Raw genomic sequence first — 22,759 nt, 5'->3', positions numbered from 1 at the left:
AACAGATGGGGATATTTTTCGCTTATAAAATATCTTAGCCTTTTTCTTTTTCAAATAAACTAAAAACACTACTTTCGCATAAACTTTTTTCAAGATGAAACATTGGAATTTTAAGCAATGGAATACCGCTGCAGGCTGGGGCGTTTTTGCTATTGCTCTCATTACCTATTTATCGACAATAGAGCCTAATTTTAGCTTTTGGGATTGCGGAGAATATATTTCTTCTTCCATAAAACTACAAGTAACACACGCTCCGGGTGCCGCATTTTTTCAGTTGATGGGAGCCCTATTTGCTATATTGGCGTTTGGCAATCCTCTGCATTACTCTATGGTTATCAACTCTATGTCTGCCCTCTGCAGTGCTCTTACCATATTGTTTTTATTCTGGACAATTACCCATTTGGTACGGTATCTATTTCATAAAAAATCTGATGAAGTTACCTCTCGAGAACAATTGATCATTTTGCTTTCAGGAGCCGTAGGAGCTTTAGCCTTTGCCTTTTCAGATACCTTTTGGTTTTCAGCCGTAGAGGGAGAAGTATATGCGATGTCCTCTATGTTCATCGCTGCTATCGTTTGGCTCATTACCAAATGGGAAAACGAAGCCTACTCCAAAGATAACGAAAGGTGGATTATCCTTATTTTCTTTCTTGTAGGGCTATCTGTAGGCGTGCATATGATGTGTATGCTGTGCGTTCCTTGTATCTGTTTGGTATATTATGCCCAAAAATATAAGTTCACATGGAAGTCGTTCATTATTGCCAATCTGATTACATTAGGGGTATTGGGCATTGTATTTAAGGGAATTTTTCCGTTTATTATGACGGTATTTGGGAAAACCGAGATTTTCTTTGTCAATGGCTGGGGAATGCCTTTCCATTCAGGGACTATTATTGCATTTTTATTGCTGATATTAGTTGGCTATATTCTTATCCATTACTCCAGAAAATCTAAGAGCCATATTTTCCAAACGGCTGCATTATCCGTTATCTACATGGTTATCGGCTTTTCTTGCTGGCTTGTGATTCCTATCAGAGCAAATGCCAATCCACCTATCAACCTCAATAATCCCGATAATGCCATTGGTATGCTGGATTATTACAACCGTGTTCAGTATGGGGACTGGCCTACGCTGTACGGACAAAATTACACCGCTTATTTGGACTGGAACGGACTGGAGAAAAATGAAGACGGAAGTCTAAAAACCGTAAAAACAAGCGATATCTACGAAAAAGATGAAAAAACCGGACGCTATATAGATCTGGGAGATAGGTTTGATTATGTCTATAATCCGGCTCAGGTGAGCTTTTTGCCAAGAATGTTCGCCCAAGATAAAAGCGTCATTTCTAATTATATCTCGATGTACGGTGCACCGGATTTTACATTCAACGATAACGACGAAGATTTGGCCAATAGCCAAGAAGCTCATCAATATTATCAAGAACTTAGAAAAAAATATGACGATAAAACCATTACGGTAGATGATTATTATCAAGCCAAAAAGTACCATCTCATCAATGTGAAAAAGCCAAGTCTGTGGACGAATTTGGATTATTTCATCACATTTCAAAACAACTATTATTTTACCCGATATTTACTTTGGAACTTTGCAGGAAGACAAAACGACTTGGAAGGTAGTATGGAGAATACTAAAGGAAACTGGATATCAGGTATCCCTATTTTAGACAACTATCTCTACGGCGACCAAAGTACTCTACCCGCTAAATACAGAGATTCAAGCAGGGTATATTTCTTCTTTCTGCCTTTGATTTTAGGTCTTCTCGGGTTTTTCTTTCAGCTTGACAAAGATTTCAAAAGATTCTATGCCTTTTTATCATTGTTTGTACTCACAAGTTTCGGTATCGTATTCTATACGGGCGTAAAACCTTTTGAGCCAAGAGAAAGAGACTATGCGATGGTAGGCTCGTTCTATGCATTTGCCATCTGGATAGGAATAGGTGCTGCGGCTGTATTGTATTTCGTAAAAAAACAAATTAAATCCAGGACTAAAACACCTCTTGCCGCAACAGGAGCATTATTACTCCTAATCCCTGCAATGATGGGATTCCAGAACTATAATTCTCACGACAGAAGCCAATGGTACACCTCTTATGATTATGCATACTCTACACTGAATGATTTGCCCAAAAATGATATTCTTTTCACTTACGGGGATAATGACACCTATCCGCTCTGGGCGATACAAGAAACGCAAAATTTCCGCGACGATGTAAAGGTCATCAACTACGAGCTTCTACCTACTCCTTGGAATATAGACCAAGTAAAACGCAGAACTTACAATGCTATGCCCGTACCTCATTCTCTCAATCACGAAGATTACAGAGACGGGACTAATGAGCAAATCTATCTAATGACCCCAGACGACTGGAAAAGCATTATACAAACTCTCAAAGAAAATCAAATACCGGAAACTTCCATCGCAGGATTTCAGAAATATATTACCCAAGATAGTATGACGCTAAAAGATGCGATGGCTTTCCTGAAAAAAGACTCACCACAGAAAGACTTTGTAAGAAGATATGTATTCGGAGAGAATAAATACAAACGCTTTAATATTCTTCCGGTAAACAAATTCATCCTTCCGGTAAATGTGGAGAACGCTGTAAAAACAGGGATCATCAAGGCAAAAGATGCACCTCTTGCAGTTAAGCAAATCACCATTAAATACGATGAAAGCACTTTGTTTAAAGGAGATCTGATGATGATGGACATCTTAGCTCATTTTGATTGGAAACGCCCTATCAACTTCTCTTCCGGAGGAATAGGCTCTCCTCAAAGTGTATTTTATCTCAATGACTATCTGCAATATGACGGCTTTAGCTACCGTCTTGTGCCTATTAAAACAAAAGGTGATGACCAAGGCAATATAGGCAGAGTAGATGCAGATGACCTCTACCATATCATCAAAGGATTTAGATGGGGTAACTTCAAAGACCCGAATGTTCATTACAACGAAACCAGCACTTCCAATATCATTGGATATAGAAATTCGGCAAGTAGAGATGCCATCGCTTTAGCAGAAAAAGGCGAACGAAAAAAAGCCCTCGAAATCTTAGACTTAGCCTCTAAAGAAATACCGGATACCATATACAACGACCCAAGAACACTTAACTCTATGATCTATGCCTACATAGTGGCAGGCGATGAGAAAAAAGGATTGGAAATAGCAGATAGGCTCAAAAAGAATATTCTTGCAGAGTACGATTATTACAACTCGCTATCCCCGAGAGACCAAAGATTGGAAAAAAGCCCTATGACAGTACAGCCTCTACTCTACTCTCTCGTAGTATCTTCCGTTACAGATGCTTACAAAAAAATAGGCAAGAAAGACAAGGCTTACGATTATTTGGTGTCTTCTATCAAGACAATAGATGTCCGTTTTGATAAATTTATCAAGCATCTTAAAACTTTGGATAAAGAACAAGCATACCACGAATCTGAAAATGTGCAGAAAATCACACCGTTCTACCAATACTTATTTCAAGTAATGGATAACTACGATACCACCTATGCCAAAGACAAATCGGCAGAAATCACCAATGCCGTAATAAGAGCAACGGAATAAATAACATTAACGACTATCACTAAAATTGCCATTCGGAAATTCTGAATGGCAATTTTCTTTCAGCAAAGTCATCATACTCTAAAAGTAATTTCGTACCTTTATAGCAGTTTTAATATTAAACTCTTATGACAACACTTACAGAGAAAGAAGAAGAAATAATGTTACTAATATGGAAATTGCAAGGAGGATTTCTCAGAACAATCTTAGACGCTTTCCCAGAGCCAAAGCCTCATCAAAATACCGTTTCTACCTTTCTGAAAATATTAACCGATAAAAAATTTATAAGTATAGAAAACCAAGGCAGAAAGTTTTTCTACAAAATAGAAATCTCTAAACAAGAGTACAGAATATTCTTACTAAAAAACCTCTTGACTGATTATTACGAAAAAAACGAGGGCTTCCTGCTACTCAAAAGGCTAAAAAAAGAAGGCTATGTCTCTAAAAAAGATGTAAAAAAAGTGTTTTTTAAAAGTAAATAGTTCTACGCTTTAGATAAAGCCTCCTATCTCTCTAAAAATTTTTCATTCTTTCTCGGTAATCCGAAAGTTTTATTTTTCTTCTTGAGAAAATTTTCAAACACTGATAGCCCACTACACCGGATAAAAACGAAGCAACCAAAATAGCAAATTTGGCTTCTTCCTGAACCTCTATATTTTCCCTAAAAGACAGCAGCGAAATAAATATCGACATTGTAAAACCAATTCCTGCCAATAGCCCACTCGAAAGCATTAGAGGCCAGTTGCATTTATGAGGCAGAGTACTTATTTTCAGTTTTACAGCAATGAACGAGAATAAGTTAATCCCTATCATTTTACCAAACATAAGCCCTAAAACGATTCCATAACCGAAGTTAGAAAAAAGCCCGTCCACCATACCACTTTTAAGTGCAATATTCGTATTGGCTAATGCAAAAATAGGCATTATTACATAGTTTACCGGAGTCTGAAGCATCTCTTCTAATTTCTCTAACGGAGACGATATTTCCCTAGACTCGTTAGTCGGAATAGTAAATGCAAGCAATACTCCGGAAATCGTAGCGTGAATACCGGAATGGTGTATAAAATACCACAAGAATAGCCCTGGTATAATATAAAAGACAAGAGGTTTTACTTTTAGACGATTGAGCAGAATAAGGAAAATTAAAATTCCCAATCCTACACCCAGATATTCCCAATGAATTTCCTGTGTATAAAATATTGCAATAACCACGATAGCCCCTAAATCGTCCACTATAGCTAAAGCCGCCAAAAATATCTTCAAAGCCGCCGGTATCCTCCTCCCTAACATTGATATAACCCCCATACAAAAAGCTATATCTGTAGCCATAGGAATAGCCCAGCCGTTTTGATATTTCGTACCTCCATTGAATAGCCAAAATATAATAGCAGGAAAAACCATACCCCCCAAGGCTGCAAATATGGGTAAAGATGCCTTGCTAAATTCTGAGAGCTCTCCTTCCATCAGCTCCCTCTTTATTTCCAATCCCACCAATAAAAAGAACACCGCCATCAGCCCATCATTGATCCAAGTAGAAACCGAGTAATTCAAATGAAAATACTCCGTCCCTATATGTGTATCAAGCAAATCCTGAAAACCTTTGCCTAAGGAAGAATTAGCCGTCATAAGAGAAACAGACACACACACCATCAATAAAAAACCTGTGGACTTATTACTATTAACGAATTTTCTAAAATATTTTGTAATAATCATAATTTTATATTCTTTTTACTTTAATTATACCTTCTATTTTCGCAAGCTGCTTGATGGTTTCTTCAAGCTGTTTTTTACTTTTTACTTCCAAAGTAACTTGCCCGCTGCAAATTCCATCGTTGGATTCCAAAGAAAAACTTTTCATATCAATATTCATAGCATTTGTAATAATTTTGGTAATATCATTGAGCATACCTATTCTGTCTAAGCCCTCCACAAAAATTTTAACTCTGTTGCTAAAGTTTTCCGAATTCACCCATTTAGCTATAAGTACGCGATAGTCGTAATTTGCCCTAAGGTTTATAGCGTTGGGACAATTGTCATTATGTACCTTGATGCCCTCTGATATGGTAATGAACCCGAATATTTTATCTCCCGGAATCACCGAGCAGCATTTCGAAAAAGTATAATTCAACTTTTCCTCATCTCTGCCAAAAACGATAAGATCTAAATTTTCATTCGTAGATTCGGAATCTTTTTTTATGCTTAATTTGTTAGAGCTTTTTTTAATTTTTTGAATTAATGAACTGAAAAGGCTCTTTCCTTCTGCATATCTTTTGAGGTCGCCTACATCAAGGTTTCCATTCTGGAAATTCAGGAACAACTCTTGGGAAGTTTTTAGGTTTAAAAATTTCTGAAGTTTATTAACTTCCGTTTCGCTAAAATTGATTCTAAAATTTCTAAGTTTTCTCTGTAAAATTTCTTTTCCTTCGGCTACCCTTTGGTTTTTCTCAGAGTTGAGTGCATTCTTTATTTTAGACTTAGCCTTCGCCGTAACCACTATATCCAACCAGTCTTGTTTGGGTTTTTGGCTGTTTGATGAAATAATTTCTATTTGGTCACCGCTATTCAGTACATAGCTTATGGGCATTAGCCTGCCATTGATTTTTGCACCCAAGCATTTCATTCCCAAATCAGTATGTACTGCAAAAGCAAAATCCAAAGCAGTTGCATCTTTAGGCAAAATCATTACTTCTCCCTGAGGCGTAAACACAAATACTTCTTTTGAGTAGAGATTAAGCTTAATATCGTCTAAAAGCTCATTAGTAGTCATTCCCTGCTGATTTTCAAGAACTTCCCTTATTTGTGTTACCCATTGTTCAAAATTGGTATCATCACTATTTTTCCGGAAGCCTTCTTTGTACCGGTAGTGTGCTGCCACTCCTTTTTCTGCTATTTCATCCATCCTCTCGGACCTTATTTGCACTTCTATCCAGCGGTTGTGAGGTCCTAATACAGTCAGGTGGAGACTTTCGTAGCCAGTCGAGCGGGGGTTGGTAATCCAGTCTCTCATTCTTTGGGGATTTGTTTTGTAGTAATCTGTTACGATAGAGTAAATTTTCCATGCCAAAAACTTTTCGTTTTTGGCATCAGACTTATAGATGATTCTTATGGCGTAATTATCATAAACTTCCTCAAAGCTAACATTTTGTTTAAGCATCTTCCGATAAATAGAGCTTATAGCTTTGGTTCTTCCCTTAATGCTAAAGTTGAGCCCTTCCTCCTTTATTCTATCCGAAATTTCAGCCTTAAATTCGTCGAGATACGCTTCTCTCTGTTCTTTAGCCGTAGAAAGTTTAGATGCTATTTCTTTATATATTTCGGGATTATTATATTTCAGGGATAAGTCTTCTAATTCGGATTTAATGTTGTACAGCCCAAGACGATGTGCCATAGGGGCATAGATATAAGCCGTCTCCGAAGCTATTTTCTTTTGTTTATCCGGACGCATACTATCCAGTGTTCTCATATTGTGTAGGCGGTCTGCAATTTTCACTAAAATCACCCTGAAATCATCAGACAATGTAAGAAGAAGTTTTCTGTAATTCTCGGACTGGACAGAGATATTTTGGTTATTCATCACCGAAATTTTCGTTAGCCCATTCACAATATTGGCAATCTTTTCACCGAAAAGCTTTTTGATATCCTCGTAGGTATAGTCACTGTCTTCTATCACATCGTGTAATAAGGCACAAGCTATAGAAGTAGCCCCAAGACCAATCTCTTCTGCCACTATCTTTGCCACTGCGATGGGATGATAAATATAAGGCTCACCCGTTTTTCGCCTTTGGTTTTTATGGGCATCCAAAGCAATATCAAAGGCTCTTCTTATCAATTTATTCTGCTCCTCACTCAAGGTACGATAGGTATTCGATATAAGATCTTTATATCTTGCGGATATCTCTTTGTTTTCCTGTTCTATATCGTAAGTCATATTACTAAAACCTTTTCACTGCACGAATTTAAGAAATGAAATGTATCCCTGCCAATATCAAAGCTAAAAAATACTTAAAACCGTTGTTGTACATCAATTTATCTCTTAAAGCATCTTATTCCGATTGATTTTTATAATGTCCTACCTCACTTTTAAGGATATTTTCACAGATGTACAATCCACAAAATATTATCTACACCAGATAAAACAAGCCTTAAGAAAGCCAGCATACACGCTTACAATAATAGGACTACAAAAACCACCTTTACTCTTCTGCTAACTTAGTGTATCCAGCTGTTCAGACAAGATTCCCCATTCCTGCATTATTTCTTCCAGTTCGGATTGCAGGGTGTTGTACTTTGCTAGCTCTTCCTCTGTGGGATTGGTTTTAGCAAATATACCTTCCAATCGGGCAATTTCTATTTCGTAATCTGTGATTTTCTCCTCTACTTTTTTCAGTTTGTTCTGAATATTTTTTTGTTCTTTACTGATAAACTGAGGCTTGGCATTTTCCTCTTTTATAATCTTTTTATCCTCCTTTGGTTCAGATAATTTTGCTTTTTCCATAGAGACCTCCCTCAAACTTTCTTTCTGGCGGTACTCCAAGTATTCATCAATATTCCCTAAAAACTCTTTCATTTTTCCGTTTCGGAACTCGAATATCTTATCGCAAAGCCCCTGCAAAAATTCCCTATCGTGCGAAATCACGATAACCGTCCCCTCAAAGTTCTGAAGTGCCAATTTTATAATCTCCTTAGACTGAATATCCAAATGGTTGGTAGGCTCGTCCATAATGAGCGTATTGAATGGTCTCAGCAGTAATTTACAAAGAGCCAAACGATTTCTCTCCCCTCCTGAAAGCACTTTAGTCTTCTTAGTAACTGCATCTCCCTGAAAAAGAAAACTTCCCAGCAGATCTCTCACTCTCGGGCGAGTTTCTTCGGTAGCGGCATCTTCGGCTTCTTCCAAAACCGTTTTATTAGGATTAAGCACTTCTTCTTGATTTTGAGCAAAATAGCCAATATTCACATTATGCCCCAAAGACCACGAACCGGTATAGTCTTTTATCTCCCCTGCAAGGATTTTAGCCAAAGTAGTTTTCCCTTGTCCGTTCTGCCCCAGCAAAGCAATTTTCTGCCCACGCTGAACAAAAAAATTGACATCATCAAAAACCTTTTTGTCTCCATAAGATTTTCCTAAATTCTCAGCTTCAAAAATGACTTTCCCCGGAACGATACTTTGCACAAAACGGATATTAAACTTAGAAACATCTTCATTGTCAATTTCTATGCGTTCTATTTTCTCTAATTTTTTAATGAGTGATTGTGCAAAGGAAGCTTTTGTAGCACTTGCCCGAAACCTATTGATATTATCCTCCATCTGTTTGATTTCGGCATCTTGGTTTTTCTTTGCTTGTTCCAGTTTTTCTCGGCGTTCAGCCCTTAGATTAAGATATTTGGTGTAATTGGCTTTGTAGTCGTCTATTTTTTTATTATTGATATCAAAAGTACGATTGCAAACTGCTGTCATAAACTGTTTATCGTGACTCACGAGAACAATGGCACCAGGGTAATCCTTCAAAAAATTTTCCAGCCAAATAATAGACTCCATATCCAAATGGTTGGTAGGCTCGTCTAAAAGCAGAAGGTCGTTTTTCTGCAAAAGAAGTTTCGCCAGTTCTATTCTCATTCGCCAGCCTCCTGAAAATTCATCTGTGATTTTATCGAAATCTTCAGCCCTAAAACCTAATCCCAAAAGCACTTTCTCCATATCTCCTTCCAAATTGTAGGCATCGTGGTGGTGAAGTAAGTCATTCAGTTCGGTCATTCGGTGGATGAGCTGGTGATACACTTCACTTTCGTAGTCTGTACGCGTCGCCAGCTGGTGATTTACCTCGTCTAATTCGGCTTTCATAGCATTGATTTGCTCAAAAGCCTGCATCGTTTCATTCCACACCGTTCTTCCCTTTACAAAATCCAAATCTTGCTTCAGAAAACCTATGCTGATATTTCCCTCCGGTACTACATCGCCTTCATAAAAATTTATTTCTCCCGACAGCATCTTTAGAAGCGTAGATTTCCCTGCACCGTTTTTCCCTACCAGACCGATTTTATCCTCCTTTTTAATCGTAAAATTAACATCTCTAAATAGATAATTCCCCGAATGGTGTAATCCTAATCCCTGAACTGAAAGCACTTTATTGTTTTTTTATGTTAAAAATAATAAAGTGCAAAATTAAGCATTAAACATATGCCGACAAAAAGTTTGTATTAACAATAATTATTTAGATTACTTTAAGTACGATTCTATTCCCAATTCTACAAAACATTAAGTTCTACGGACTCCCATAAAAGCCTTCTACACACAAACAACAACTGACTATCAAAAACTTACAATCATACTCATTCAATTAAACAATCATTAACTTTTATTTATGAGGATTTTAGATTAAATTTGCGGACAAAATCATTGCTTATGTCAAATTATCAAGACGGGGCTGTTCATCTTGACACTAAAAAACTAACCTTTATTGGGGTTATCGTATCATTAGGGATTGTATTTGGAGATATCGGAACATCGCCTCTCTATGTGATGAAAGCTATTGTAAGTGCCAGACACGGCGGCGGACAACTTCCTTTTGATGAATATATAGAGGGGGCATTGTCTTGCGTAATATGGACTCTGACAATCCAGACCACAATAAAATATGTACTAATATCCCTAAAAGCCGACAACAAAGGCGAAGGTGGTATATTGGCATTGTTTTCAATCGTTAAGGAATTCAAAAAAAAGTGGCTGTATTTGGTGGCTATAATAGGGGCATCTGCCCTCGTAGCAGACGGTGTGATCACTCCTTCCCTTACGGTAATGTCTTCTATTGAAGGGTTGCAAATTTATAATCCTCATACACCTGTTGTTTTCATTACTTGTATTATTTTAGTAGGAATTTTCTTTGTTCAGCAGTTCGGTACGGCTTCCATTGGGAAGTTTTTCGGACCTGTGATGATGGTTTGGTTTGCTGTACTTGGTATTACTGGCTTTGTATATCTTATTCAAGATTTCAGTATTCTGAAAGCATTCAACCCCTATCTTGCTGTAAAGCTAATCATCAATTCTCCAAGTGCCATTATAATCTTAGGAGCTGTATTTCTTTGTACTACCGGAGCAGAGGCATTGTATTCCGATCTTGGGCATTGTGGAGCAAAAAATATTAGAGCAAGCTGGATATTTGTAAAAGTAATGCTTATTATCAACTATTTAGGCCAAGGCGTTTGGATTTTACAAAACAAAGAATTGTCATTAGGAGGTAAAAATCCTTTTTTTGCCATGATGCCGGATTGGTTTGTAGTACCTGCCGTCATCTTAGCTACGGCTGCGGCTATCATTGCCAGCCAAGCTTTGATTACAGGGGCATTTACCATATTTTCCGAAGCTATGTCTCTCAACTTTTGGCCTATTCAAGAAATTGACTACCCTTCCGGAGTAAAGGGACAAATGTATATCCCAAAAATCAATTGGGGATTACTATTATTCTGTTTAGTGGTGGTATTCTACTTTAAGGAGTCTAACAAGATGGAAGCAGCCTACGGTCTGTCCATTACCATTACCATGCTGATGACAACAATTTTATTAGGCTTCTATCTCGTGAAACAGCGTACAAAAAAATATGTGATAGGTCTTTTCTTATTTGTTTATGTCGTAATTGAGTTGGGATTCTTTAGTGCCAATATTATCAAATTCGAAGAAGGAGGTTGGATAACCGTCGTATTAGGAGGTTTTATCGGAATATGTATGTACGCTTGGTTTAATGGTAGAGCTATTAAAACTAAGTTTATTAAATTTGTAAAGCTTAAAAATTACATTTCCACCATCAAGGATATGAAATTAGACGAGACCATTCCAAAATATGCTACCAATTTAGCTTTCTTTAGCCGTGCCAAAAATGATGAAGATGTAGAATCCAAAATCATCTATTCCATCATACGCTCCCAACCTAAACGTGCCGACCACTATTTCATTCTAAATATTATTAACAAAGAAGACCCTTATTCTTTTTATTATAATATAGACGAGGTTCTTCCCGGAACTATTTATAGAATCAATTTCCATTTAGGATTTAAAGTGGACAGACGAATTAACGATTATTTCCAAGATGTGCTAGACGATATGATGGAGCAGGATATAATACCCAACCGAAGCAGTCACCCTTCTCTAAGGAGCCACAATGTACCACCGGATTTGAGATATGTTATTATAGATAATATTTATATCAATGATAATTTATTGACAGTTAAAGAAAAAGTAATAATGAATGTTTATAACTTTGTAAGGAGATTGGGTAGCGATGATTTTACCGCATTCGGATTGGCCACCCACAATGTTGCAGTAGAATCCGCTCCGCTAATGTATACCCCTATCGGAGACCGCCGCATTCAGCAGAAATCAATTAATTCCAAAAAATAAAACGAGATATTATGGATAATGATAATCACTTAGACAAGCACCTTGATATTATAAAAGATGTTCTAAAAAATTATTTGCAAGAAAATAAATTCAGAAATACTCCGGAAAGATACACTATATTGGAGGAAATATACAAGCTGGACCATCACTTCAATGTAGATGATTTGTACCTCAAAATGATCCAAAAAAAATATCAGGTAAGTAAAGCTACGATTTACAACACTATTGAAATCTTTTTGGATGCAGGGCTTATCCGTAAGCATCAATTTGGAGAAAAAACCAATTCTTCATCTTCTTACGAAAAATCTTATTTCGACAAACAGCACGATCATCTTGTGATTTACAAAAAAAATTCCGATAAGGATATAGAAGAAATAGTTGAATTTTGTGACCCAAGAATACAAGGAATAAAGGACTCCATAGAAGAGATTTTTGGGGTAAAAATAGACAGCCATACGCTGTATTTCTATGGTCATAAAAAGTAAAATATTTTGGCTCATTTTTCTTATCGGGCTGGGCATTCAGGTAGTAGCCCAGTCTAATAAAGAACAAAAACGCCCAATTGCCAAAGATCCTTATTTCAAGGTTTCGGAACAAAAAAACAGCCCTGAAGTCAATGAGAAAATCCGTCTCGTCCATTCAGATTCGCTTTCTCGAAAGCCTGATGATTTTGAGGGGAATCCCGTTTTTTACGGCAATGTAAAATTCGAGCATAAAGGGGCTGTACTTACAGCGGACAAAGTCATCTTCTACCAAGAAGATAATTTTGTAAAAGCTATTGGCAATGTGATTTTGGTGACGGCTGACGGCGACCGCCTAACCTCAGACGAAATGGAATACGATGGTAATACCGAAAAAGGTATTGCAAAAGGTAATGTAGTCCTTACAGACCCAAAACAAACCATTAAAACCGAAACACTTTACTACGACAGAGTTCCGAATACTGCTTATTTTAACTCCGGAGGAACGATATACAACGGGAAAAATACCATCTGGACGCAGACTGCCACTTATTTCATTAACACAAAAGTGGTAGATGTAACCGGCAATGTACGAATCGATAACGATAAATACCGACTTGAAGGCAACAATATCCAGCAAAATCAAAATACCAATGTGGCTGTATTTTCCGGATCAACGAGAATCATCAACAAAGAAAATCCGTCTAACTATGTCTATACCGAAAAAGGGCGGTACCTAATGACGACTAAGGAAGTCTATTTGGAGAAAAATTCAAAAATATACTACAACGGCAAGACTCTTGCAGGAGACCAGCTTTATTTCAACCAAACGACCGGTTTTGGAAAAGGTGAAGGCAATGTAACATTAGACGCCCCCAATGAAAACCGATACATAAAGGGCGGATATGGCGAAATCTTTGAACATCAAGATTCTGCAATGATTACCAAAAATCCTTATGCCGTAAAAATATTCAAAACAGATTCGTTATACTTCGGTGCTCAAAAAATCATTACCTACCAAAAACCAGACAGTACAGGCTCTAAGAAGAGTTTCGTAAAAGCCTACAAACAAGCCAGAATTTTCAAAACAAACCTCCAAGGAAGAACAGATTCTATTAGTTATAACGAAACAGAAGCCGTTATACACGCCATAGGCAAACCTATTTTCTGGAGCGGAACCAAACAGATATCAGGCGACACCATTAGAACATACCTTAATAAAAATGCAGATTCTGTAGATTCTATCCGCGTGATAGGACACGCTTTCGCTATTAGTAAAGCCGATTCATTAAATATGAAAGATGAATTTAATCAAATCAAAGGAAAATCTATGACGGCTATTTTTGAAAACGGAGAAATCAAAAGAGCTAAGGTTCTGAATAATGCCCAGTCCATAACCTATGTGGATTCTGAAAATAACAAGACCAAAACAATGGATAGAATAGGACTGGCATTATCCACCTGCGGAGAAATAAAAGCCTTATTTGAAGAAAAACATCTGCAAATCGTGTCTTGCAATATAGGGGCACAAACGGACATACACCCTATGAGTATGGTTCCAAAAGAAAAGAGATTTTTCCCGGACTTTAATTGGAATACCAAAGACCGTCCTAAAAAATGGACCGACATATTCTTAGACACCCCCGGATATCCCAAAACTCAATATATATCCGATGATAGCCTATACGATAAAGCCTTAGAAATCAAGAAAAAATCAGAAGAAAAAGAAATGTCTAAAAAACCTCACCGTAAACATAAAGAATAACACTTCCCTTTGGAAAGATTTTATTACTTTTGTAAAAATTTTAGAAATGAAAAGATTTTTGTTAGCATTCTTATTTATCATCAGCGATACATTATTATCCCAAGCCCAGACCATAATATCACAAAAAGATTCTGTAAACGGCTATACCATGACTATGGATAATAGAATAGCCTCTCTTCTGAACAAACAAGAAAACAATTGCAAACAAAACTCTTACAAACAAAACCCCAACAATACCAATAACAATATCGTTTCTACCAGTAAAAGAACATTATCCAAAACCAATATTTGCAGACAGCATCCAAGATTATTAGGCTACAAAATTCAAATTGCTATGGTAAAATCTAAATCTGATGCCGATAAAATCACATTAGATTTTAGAAAAAAATTTCCTTATATCAAAGTTTTGCAGGACGGTTCTATGAGGCCTTATTATAGAGTATTGGCGGGGAGCTATTTCACGCCGAAAGACACCGAAAAAGACCTAAAAAATATCAAACGCTCATTTGGCTCCGCTGTAGCCATTAAGTATATGATTTTTTGCGTAGAAGCATTATAAAATTAGCTTTGTCCAAGCATATTTAATAAATTACGACTTCATTTCATTATTCCTAATTAGAGAGATAAAGATGACAATTAACTACTAAAAAATACTTATTGTGTATAATATTTAACATTTTCCATACATTTCATAATTCCAACTATACTCATCAAAATGCTCAAATACAATAAATATTAGGAAGAAATCTATTTTTCCATTACATAATCCAATACTCTTCTGATCAGATCACAACATCACTTTGGTAAGATATCATTATTTATATTCATTAGATTTTTGCTATCAGATCTAAAATTCTTACCAAAGTTGTAAGACAAAGATAGAAGTAACATTCGAGATGGTGAATAGCTATTATTTTTCAGTAAATTATGGTTCTGATCGGGTATTAAGAACTCTCTTTTATAATCATTATCCAAGATATTTCGTAGTGTGATTCTAGCGTATACCTCTTTCGCTATACTGCGAGAAACACTAATGGAAATGTCAGGTTTTATTTTCACAAAATAATTAGCTTGGTAGTTTTTATTTCTATAATCAGAATCGATAGATAGGTTATAGTTCTCAAAAAAACGACCATTCACCGATAGCCCTGCTATATGATATTTGTCTCTCATTTCAAAATTTTGAAAAGTAGATTTTATAAACATCAATCGATAGTAGCCATTTATACTAAAATTCTCAAATAATGGATAAGAAAAAGAAAAATCTAAACCTTTTTCTTCACTATTAATATTTACTATTCTATCTACCAATTGATTATTTTCTATATAGCTAAAAGTATTGACCTGATCTTTATTTTTCTCATAAATTACACCTAAAGACAGACTTCCTTTTTTGATTTCTGGGGAAACAGATACCGATAAAAAATCTGTTTTTTGAGGCTTTAAATACGGATTTGTATATACTATACTACCATTATTTTCTTGATATATACCACCAGATAGTGAGTAAATATTGGGATTATAAACCTGTCTTCTATACATCGCCTCTATTTCTAAATTATTAAATGTCTTTACCGCTCTCAAATAAGGCAAAAAATATTTGTTTTCGCTAAAATTATCACGATATATTTGGTATCTAAAACTTGATGAAAGTGATAATCCTTTTAGTATATTTAAATTGGAAGACAAAATAATATTATAGACTTCTTGGTATTTTTCTCTTTTGTTTATTACATTGGCAATGGTATTTTCAGCCTCAAAATTACGATGCGTATAGACAAAGGCAAGCCCCAAATTTCCTTTTGCGATTTTTTTATTTAAAACCGGGCTTATCGCAAGTTCCCTAAATGTCTGCATAGAATTGCTATTCAAAGAATTGGAATAATCGTTTTTATTGATAATAAAATCTGAATTAAGCTTAAAAGAATATTTACCAAATTTCTTATCATACAAAAAATTAGAATTATAAGAATCCATATTCATACCATTATTTATCACATTGTTATCACTTTTATTATCTTCATTTATTCCAGAATAAAAAAACTTAAAACTAACAGACTGCTTATCATCTAAATGTTGCGTTACACTAAATAAATTAAACGACTGATGAAGATTTCTATCTAAATTATAATTTGTAATAGAGTTGAGATAACTTTGAAATATTCTACCATAATTACTATTCCAAAGATTATTATGTGAAAAATTAATGAAAGTTTTTTGCTTTTTTAAAAACACACCTGCTCCTTCATTAAAAAACTCTTGCCCTATGCCATTGCTCACATCTAAATAGCCATTGACCCCCATTTTTTCCCGATATTTCACATTCATTGCTAGCATACCCTCACCAGTAGAGGGATCTATATAATTATACAAAATTTCTATACCTGATATGCTTTTTATAGGGATATTACTTATCTCGTCCATCGTGGATTTTACTCCATTCAAGAGAAAAAGCTCTATTTTTTTTCCTTTATAAAAAAGTGTCTTACTATTACTTGCCGCCGTTACATATTCCACACGAGTAATTCCATCAGAAAAATTGGCATTTTTCACAAATCTGCGATTATCTATACGATAAGACGCTTTCTCCGAAGTATTTTTCAATTGTTTTATTACCACAGTGTCTATTTCCTTTTTGTAAAGGCTATCCTTTACTTGTGCATATAGAAAACTACCACAAATGGCTACCATAATAAGACTGATAAATTTACTTTTCATTAGGGTAATATTAGATTATATATAAAATTAAAGATAATAAACAAAAAAAATAGATTAAATAATATATGTACTCCCCAATTTTAATTTTTGTTGTTTAATTCTTGCAAATATATATATATATTTAAAAAACAAAAAATTATATATTTTTTTTATAATACACCTCATTTACAATATTTTAAAAAACATTATTCTCTTTTTTTATCTAAATTCACTTACTGTTTTTATCCTATCCACAACCAAATATTCAATTTCAATAAGCATTTAGTAATATGAAAGATATGAATATGTCTACAATCAATATTTTCTATCCTAAAAGATTTTACTAATAAGCCTTATCCATTGATCTTATATTGATATAGACCGATATTTTTACAGATGCCTTTGAAGCTACTCTATCTAATGATAAAATATCTGTAACTAAAAAATTATAACAAAAAACCCATTCTATAAAATAATTAAAGGACCCTAAAACTTCCGAAAGATGCCGAAAAAGACCTAAAAAATATCAAACCCTCATTCGGTGTTCGATTGTAGCCATTAAGCATATAATCTTTTACAAGGTATTATATAATTACCTTTATTAAAGAACATTTAATAAAAATACAATATCATATCTTAATTTTTTCTACAAAAAAAACACCGTATATAAAAATTATACTTATAATTGATATTACTTACTATAGAACAACTTACGAAGAAGCGTACGATTGTGCTGCGAAAAAGATCAGATATTTAGCTATGGCTTCAGTTCAAGATCAAGACGAGATTAATTAATAGATAAATGAAAAATATTTCGCTATAAATTATCATTCAACGAGAAATACAATTCTATTTACTTTATTTTTCATAATTATAAAATTAATACCCAAGTGTTTTATTATTCTTTCAAAAATATCAATACACATCTGGAATATCAGCTCATAATAGACAATAATCTTTCTGAGTGGAAAATGACAAAGAATGCAAAAAGGGAAACTGATTTAAAAAAACTGGAAATATCCCTTTTATAAACTATAATGGCATTTTTACCTGAAAGACAAAATATTAACACAAAAAATTTTGGTAAAGGATACCCCCACAATAAAATGGGAAAAGACCAACCTAAAAAAAGTTATTAGAAAACCCCGCACTATTTACCAGAAAAACATTTATGAAAAACAACAACAAAGGAGTAACGATGTACGATAGCCAAAGAAAAAAAATGTCAGGGAAAGAACTATTCGATAGAGTAACCAAAGAAGCCGAAGACTTCCGAAAAACCCACAACAATCCCATAGAGAAAAGAATGACTTGGATAAGATAATCATTATCTTTAAACTCTATTAAAATTTCATTCAATAAATCCGAACTCTCATTATATTTGTAGTCTCTAATCATTGAAAAAATGGAAAAAGAATTTGAAATAAAAAATAAAGTAGCCACAAGCGGATTGATAAACTTCGACTTGTCCGACCTCATTCCCAAAGGAAAAAGAATAGGAATAGACCTAAAAGACTTCCTATACGAGGGGCTTATCCTTAAAGAAAAAGATTTTCGCAATAGCGTGGCAGAGTTGTCAGCAGAGCTGTATCAGGACGCTTTTGTCTATGTCTATAACTCCGCAGATGCCATTGTACCGCTGTGGTCTTACTTCTTGATCACCGCCAAGCTCTCCCCCGTTACCCAAAAAATAGTTTTCGGAACGCAACAAGATTTGGAAACAATACTCCTCCACGATGCCATTAAAAATTATGACTTTTCGGACTTTGAGGATAAGAGAGTTTTGGTAAAAGGCTGCTCGGACAAACCAATACCGGAAAATGCCTATATAGAATTGGTAGAAAGACTACTCCCTATCGTGAAATCGTTAATGTTCGGTGAAGCGTGCAGCAATGTCCCTATATTCAAAAAGAAGTAAAAAGTAAAAACTAAACCCTTACCGCATCCGGAACCAAAAGTCTGTAATTACCTCCGTGCCCAATGATTTCCCGCACTATACTGCTACTGATAAACGATTTCCCCGAAGAAGTCAGGAGAAAAACCGTTTCCAATTTCTTATGAGCAATGGTTCTATTGGTATGTGCAATGGCTTTTTCAAACTCAAAGTCTGCCGGATTTCTAAGCCCTCTTAGAATAAACTGGGCATTCTTCTCCATGCAATAATCCACTGTAAGCCCTTCGAAAGAATCAACCTCTACATTATCAAACTTTTTTACAGAATCCAAGATAAACTCCATTCTTTTTTCAAGAGGAAACATATATTTTTTTTGAGAATTGTGTCCGATGGCAATTATCAGTTTATCAAAAAGCCCCGAAGCCCTCTCTATAATATCATAATGCCCAAGAGTAATCGGATCAAAAGACCCCGGAAACACTGCAATTTTCATTTTTATCTTTATTTAGTGTTTATTATTTTTTGCTAATGCCTTCTCCACTTCATTTCCGCAAAGGTCTTTTATAGAAATTCCATAGATGCCTGCCTGCTGCGGCAATATACTTGCAGGAGAAAATCCCGGGTTTGTATTCATCTCGAGCATATACGGCACTCCGTCTATAATGATAAATTCACTACGAGAAAACCCACTCATATTAAGTGCTTTATAGGCTCTTTTGGCAATACATTCTACTTTTTCCTTTGTGCTATCGTCTAATCGTGCCGGCGTAATCTCTTGAGACTCTCCGTTGTATTTTGCATCAAAATCAAAAAATTCGTTTTCCGAAACAATCTCTGTGATTCCCAAAACTATCGTTTCTCCTTGATAGTCCAGCACGCCTACCGAAACCTCTGTCCCTTCCAAGAATGCCTCTATAAGGACATCGTCATCTTGTTCGAATGCTCTTTCTATAGCCGCATTCAACTCTATTTTTTCGTTTACCTTAGACGCACCTAAAGACGATCCGCTTTGGTTAGGCTTCACAAATAGAGGAAGACCGAGTTCTTTTACGATATCATCTTCATTATAGCAATCTCCTCTCCTAATATAAACACTCTTTGCCGAAGGAATATCGTATTTAGAAAGTACTGCCAAAGTATCTTTTTTATTAAAAGTTAATGCGCTGGCATAGAAAGAACAGCCAGTATATCTCTGCCCAATCATATCCCAATAGCCCTGCATCAGTCCATTCTCCCCTGGTGTACCGTGTATCGTATTAAAACAAACATCAAATTTAATAGACGCTCCGCTTGGCAATGTTGCGGAAAAATCACTTTTATCAATAGGATACCTTTGCCCATTTTCATCGACAAAAAACCAACCTTCTTTCAGAATATGAACTTTATAAACCTCGTAAAGACTGCGGTCTAAAGAATCAAATATCAACTGTCCACTCTTTAGAGAAACCTCATACTCATCGGAAAAACCGCCCATTACTACGGCTACACTTTTCTTTGACATTGGTAAATATTTAGTCCTGCAAATGTAAAAATTTTGAAGGATAATTCATTATTATTTTTTATAGATATTCTAATTTAGCATTCAAACATAATCCCACAGCCCATTTTGAAATCCAGCAACACTTTATGTATATTTACAATAAAAAAAAATTAGCACACGCTCTTTACACGGGATACTTTATTCAGTATTTTTGCATCATATTAAATATTATACGATTATGATTAGTGAAAAAATAGAAAAATTGCTAAACGAGCAAATCGCAAAGGAACAATATGCTGCACAATATTATTTGGCTATGGCAGCTTGGTTTTACACGCAGGATTTAGACGGTATTGCAAACTATTTCCGTGTACAGGCTAAAGAAGAATTGGCACACGCCGATAAAATTTTTGATTTTATCAATAACATTGGCGGTACTGTTATTATGTCCAAAGTAGATGCTCCGCCTCACGATTTCAAAGATGCTGTAGATATTTTTGAAAGAGCCTTAGCACACGAAAAAGAAGTTACTAAAAGTATCTTCAATATTTATAAAACAGCTAATGATGAAGAGAACTATGCTACGGTTTCTTTTCTCCAATGGTTTATCAACGAGCAGGTAGAAGAAGAGGCAAGTGCCTCTCAACTTTTGGTAAAAATCAAAATGGTAAAAGACAACAATTCTGCTCTTTTCCTATTTGACCAAGAATTGGCACAAAGAAAATTACAAGATACTACAGCTGAATGATCATCAAAATATTGATTTACAATTATTTTAGTTTTCAAACAAAAAGTTCTACTTTATTTTTTTAGGTAGGACTTTTTTTATTATCATTGAAATCATTAACCAAAAATCTTAAAGATTATGCTTATCTACGGAATAGACCGCTTTAGTATAGATGATATTTTAGCTATCGCTCAAGGAACGAAAAAAGCAAAACTTAATAAAAAAAGCAAAACTCAAATCCTGAAATCTCAAGACGATGTTGCTCAAATAGTAGCATCAGACCGCACTGTATATGGTATCAATACAGGATTTGGGCCACTATGCGATACGAAAATCTCCAAGGAAGAAACGGCACAGCTGCAGCACAACCTTATCATCAGCCACGCTGTGGGCGTAGGGAAACCAATTGATAAAAAAATATCAAAACTGATGATGATTGCAAAGGTACACGCCCTATCCAAAGGATACTCAGGGGTTTCCTTAGAAATGATAGAGAGGCTTATCTTTATGATTGACAAAGACATCATCCCCGTAGTACCAGAACAAGGCTCCGTAGGGGCTTCAGGGGATTTGGCTCCGCTGTCGCATTTAGTGCTTCCGCTTATCGGTTTAGGTAAAGTTTGGGACAAAGATACCCCCACAGATACAGCACCTGTACTAAAAAAACACGGTATAGAGCCTCTAAAATTAGGGCCAAAGGAAGGACTCGGACTCATTAACGGAACGCAGTTTATCCTCGCTCACGCCATAGTCGCTTTAGAAAAAATGAACTATCTGCTAAACCTGGCAGACCTCTCGGCAGCGATGAGCATTGAGGCTTACAGAGGCTCTAAAAGTCCTTTCAAAAAAGAATTGCATAAAATAAGACCTTTCCGAGGCAGTAAAAAAACGGCATCAAGAATGCTTAAACTTCTCAACCATTCGGAGAATATGAAAGCCCATGAAAATTGTAATCGTGTGCAAGACCCCTACTCTATGCGATGTGTGCCCCAGGTACACGGTGCAAGTAGAAACGCCTACGAGCATCTGAAAGAAATGGCAGAAACGGAACTCAATTCTGTAACGGATAACCCTATCGTCCTCAGTGCCGAGGAAAGTGTCTCCGGTGGCAATTTCCACGGACAGCTGATGGCGTTACCATTAGACTACGCTACATTAGCCGCCGCTGAACTGGGGAATATTTCGGATAGACGAAGCTACCTCCTTTTAGAGGGAAAATTCGGATTGCCAAGACTCCTTACCGAAAGCTCCGGACTCAATTCTGGTTTTATGATCCCACAGTATACTTCAGCCGCTTTAGTAACCGAAAACAAAACACTCTGTTTCCCTGCTTCGGCAGACTCTATTCCCACCAGCTTAGGGCAAGAAGACCATGTTTCTATGGGCAGTATCTCCGGCAGGAAGCTCAATAGAGTTTTGGACAATCTCGTGAATATCTTTGCCATAGAGCTTATGTTTGCCGCTCAGGGAATAGAATTCCGCCGTCCTGCAAAATCTTCGCTTATTATAGAAGAGGCAATTGCGCTTATTCGTTCGGAAGTACCAAAACTTGAGGACGACCGCCTCATCGGGGAAGATATTCTGAAAATCGCCGAGATGATTAGACAAAGAAAATTCAAGGTAGAGGTTTAGGCTTATAGCTGAATCATATTTAGAACCTGTTTAAATTTTAATCAAATCTTTTTCTTTCACGGACGCACCCTCTTGGGCTTGTGCGGGTGATCGCGTGAGAAATAGAAGTGGAAATCCTTTTTGCTCGT

Annotated in this window: 16 protein-coding genes; 10 read left to right on the top strand and 6 right to left on the bottom strand. The window is 35.9% G+C overall.

Features of this window, described 5'->3' with window-relative positions:
* Positions 1 to 94: 94 nt before the first annotated feature.
* A complete protein-coding gene (locus BLS89_RS02785; RefSeq protein ID WP_092735991.1) occupies positions 95 to 3,586 on the top strand; it encodes a glycosyltransferase family 117 protein in 3,492 nt (1,163 codons plus the stop codon).
* Between the two features lie 125 nt (positions 3,587 to 3,711).
* Positions 3,712 to 4,065 carry a BlaI/MecI/CopY family transcriptional regulator gene (locus BLS89_RS02780; RefSeq protein WP_092735990.1) on the top strand — a complete coding sequence of 118 codons (354 nt, stop codon included), beginning with the start codon at positions 3,712 to 3,714 and terminating at the stop codon, positions 4,063 to 4,065.
* Positions 4,066 to 4,096: 31 nt separating this feature from the next.
* Here the strand turns inward: BLS89_RS02780 and nhaA are convergent, their stop codons facing one another.
* The 3 genes from nhaA to BLS89_RS02765 form a co-directional block, all read right to left on the bottom strand.
* A complete protein-coding gene (gene nhaA, locus BLS89_RS02775; protein ID WP_092735989.1) occupies positions 4,097 to 5,296 on the bottom strand; it encodes a Na+/H+ antiporter NhaA in 1,200 nt (399 codons plus the stop codon).
* Between the two features lie 4 nt (positions 5,297 to 5,300).
* Positions 5,301 to 7,511, bottom strand: a complete 2,211-nt coding sequence (locus BLS89_RS02770; protein WP_092735988.1) for a RelA/SpoT family protein — start codon at positions 7,509 to 7,511, stop codon at positions 5,301 to 5,303.
* 276 nt (positions 7,512 to 7,787) lie between these two features.
* Positions 7,788 to 9,707, bottom strand: a complete 1,920-nt coding sequence (locus tag BLS89_RS02765) for an ABC-F family ATP-binding cassette domain-containing protein (protein WP_092735987.1) — start codon at positions 9,705 to 9,707, stop codon at positions 7,788 to 7,790.
* 279 nt (positions 9,708 to 9,986) lie between these two features.
* Here BLS89_RS02765 and BLS89_RS02760 point away from each other — a divergent pair, with 279 nt between their 5' ends.
* From BLS89_RS02760 to BLS89_RS02745, 4 genes are read left to right on the top strand one after another with little or no spacing between them, the layout of a single operon-like run.
* Positions 9,987 to 11,975, top strand: coding sequence for a KUP/HAK/KT family potassium transporter (locus tag BLS89_RS02760; protein WP_092735986.1), 1,989 nt, complete (start codon positions 9,987 to 9,989; stop codon positions 11,973 to 11,975).
* A gap of 11 nt (positions 11,976 to 11,986) precedes the next feature.
* Positions 11,987 to 12,460: a Fur family transcriptional regulator gene (locus BLS89_RS02755; protein ID WP_092735985.1), complete on the top strand. Its 474-nt coding sequence runs from the start codon at positions 11,987 to 11,989 to the stop codon at positions 12,458 to 12,460.
* On the top strand, positions 12,444 to 14,201 hold the full coding sequence (locus BLS89_RS02750) for an OstA-like protein (protein WP_092735984.1): 1,758 nt from the start codon (positions 12,444 to 12,446) through the stop codon (positions 14,199 to 14,201). Before BLS89_RS02755 ends, BLS89_RS02750 begins: the two co-directional genes overlap by 17 nt.
* Before the next feature lie 46 nt (positions 14,202 to 14,247).
* Positions 14,248 to 14,760, top strand: a complete 513-nt coding sequence (locus BLS89_RS02745) for an SPOR domain-containing protein (protein WP_092735983.1) — start codon at positions 14,248 to 14,250, stop codon at positions 14,758 to 14,760.
* A 236-nt stretch (positions 14,761 to 14,996) separates the two neighbouring features.
* Here the strand turns inward: BLS89_RS02745 and BLS89_RS02740 are convergent, their stop codons facing one another.
* The gene (locus BLS89_RS02740; protein WP_092735982.1) at positions 14,997 to 16,919 is read right to left on the bottom strand and encodes an outer membrane beta-barrel protein; all 1,923 of its coding nucleotides are present in this window, start codon (positions 16,917 to 16,919) and stop codon (positions 14,997 to 14,999) included.
* Between the two features lie 1,150 nt (positions 16,920 to 18,069).
* Between BLS89_RS02740 and BLS89_RS10555 the strand changes: the two genes are divergently transcribed.
* Both BLS89_RS10555 and BLS89_RS02735 read left to right on the top strand, forming a co-directional pair.
* Positions 18,070 to 18,222, top strand: a complete 153-nt coding sequence (locus BLS89_RS10555) for a hypothetical protein (RefSeq protein WP_176763226.1) — start codon at positions 18,070 to 18,072, stop codon at positions 18,220 to 18,222.
* Between the two features lie 81 nt (positions 18,223 to 18,303).
* The gene (locus BLS89_RS02735) at positions 18,304 to 18,816 is read left to right on the top strand and encodes a DUF2480 family protein (protein WP_092735981.1); all 513 of its coding nucleotides are present in this window, start codon (positions 18,304 to 18,306) and stop codon (positions 18,814 to 18,816) included.
* Between the two features lie 10 nt (positions 18,817 to 18,826).
* On the opposite strand, the gene coaD is transcribed toward BLS89_RS02735, so the two are convergent.
* Together coaD and BLS89_RS02725 are read right to left on the bottom strand one after the other, a co-directional pair.
* On the bottom strand, positions 18,827 to 19,285 hold the full coding sequence (gene coaD / locus BLS89_RS02730) for a pantetheine-phosphate adenylyltransferase (protein WP_092735980.1): 459 nt from the start codon (positions 19,283 to 19,285) through the stop codon (positions 18,827 to 18,829).
* Between the two features lie 12 nt (positions 19,286 to 19,297).
* Positions 19,298 to 20,293, bottom strand: coding sequence for a D-alanine--D-alanine ligase (locus tag BLS89_RS02725; RefSeq protein ID WP_092735979.1), 996 nt, complete (start codon positions 20,291 to 20,293; stop codon positions 19,298 to 19,300).
* Positions 20,294 to 20,510: 217 nt separating this feature from the next.
* Here BLS89_RS02725 and BLS89_RS02720 point away from each other — a divergent pair, with 217 nt between their 5' ends.
* Both BLS89_RS02720 and hutH read left to right on the top strand, forming a co-directional pair.
* Entirely contained in the window at positions 20,511 to 21,020 is a 510-nt protein-coding gene (locus BLS89_RS02720) for a ferritin (protein WP_092735978.1), read from the top strand.
* A gap of 117 nt (positions 21,021 to 21,137) precedes the next feature.
* Complete coding sequence (gene hutH, locus BLS89_RS02715; protein ID WP_092735977.1) at positions 21,138 to 22,631, top strand: histidine ammonia-lyase; 1,494 nt, start codon at positions 21,138 to 21,140, stop codon at positions 22,629 to 22,631.
* Positions 22,632 to 22,759: the final 128 nt, after the last annotated feature.

This window comes from Riemerella columbipharyngis, from assembly GCF_900101995.1.
Lineage (GTDB): Bacteria > Bacteroidota > Bacteroidia > Flavobacteriales > Weeksellaceae > Riemerella > Riemerella columbipharyngis.
The sequence above is the reverse complement of the archived record's forward strand: the minus strand, read 5'-3'. Positions and strand labels throughout refer to the sequence as shown.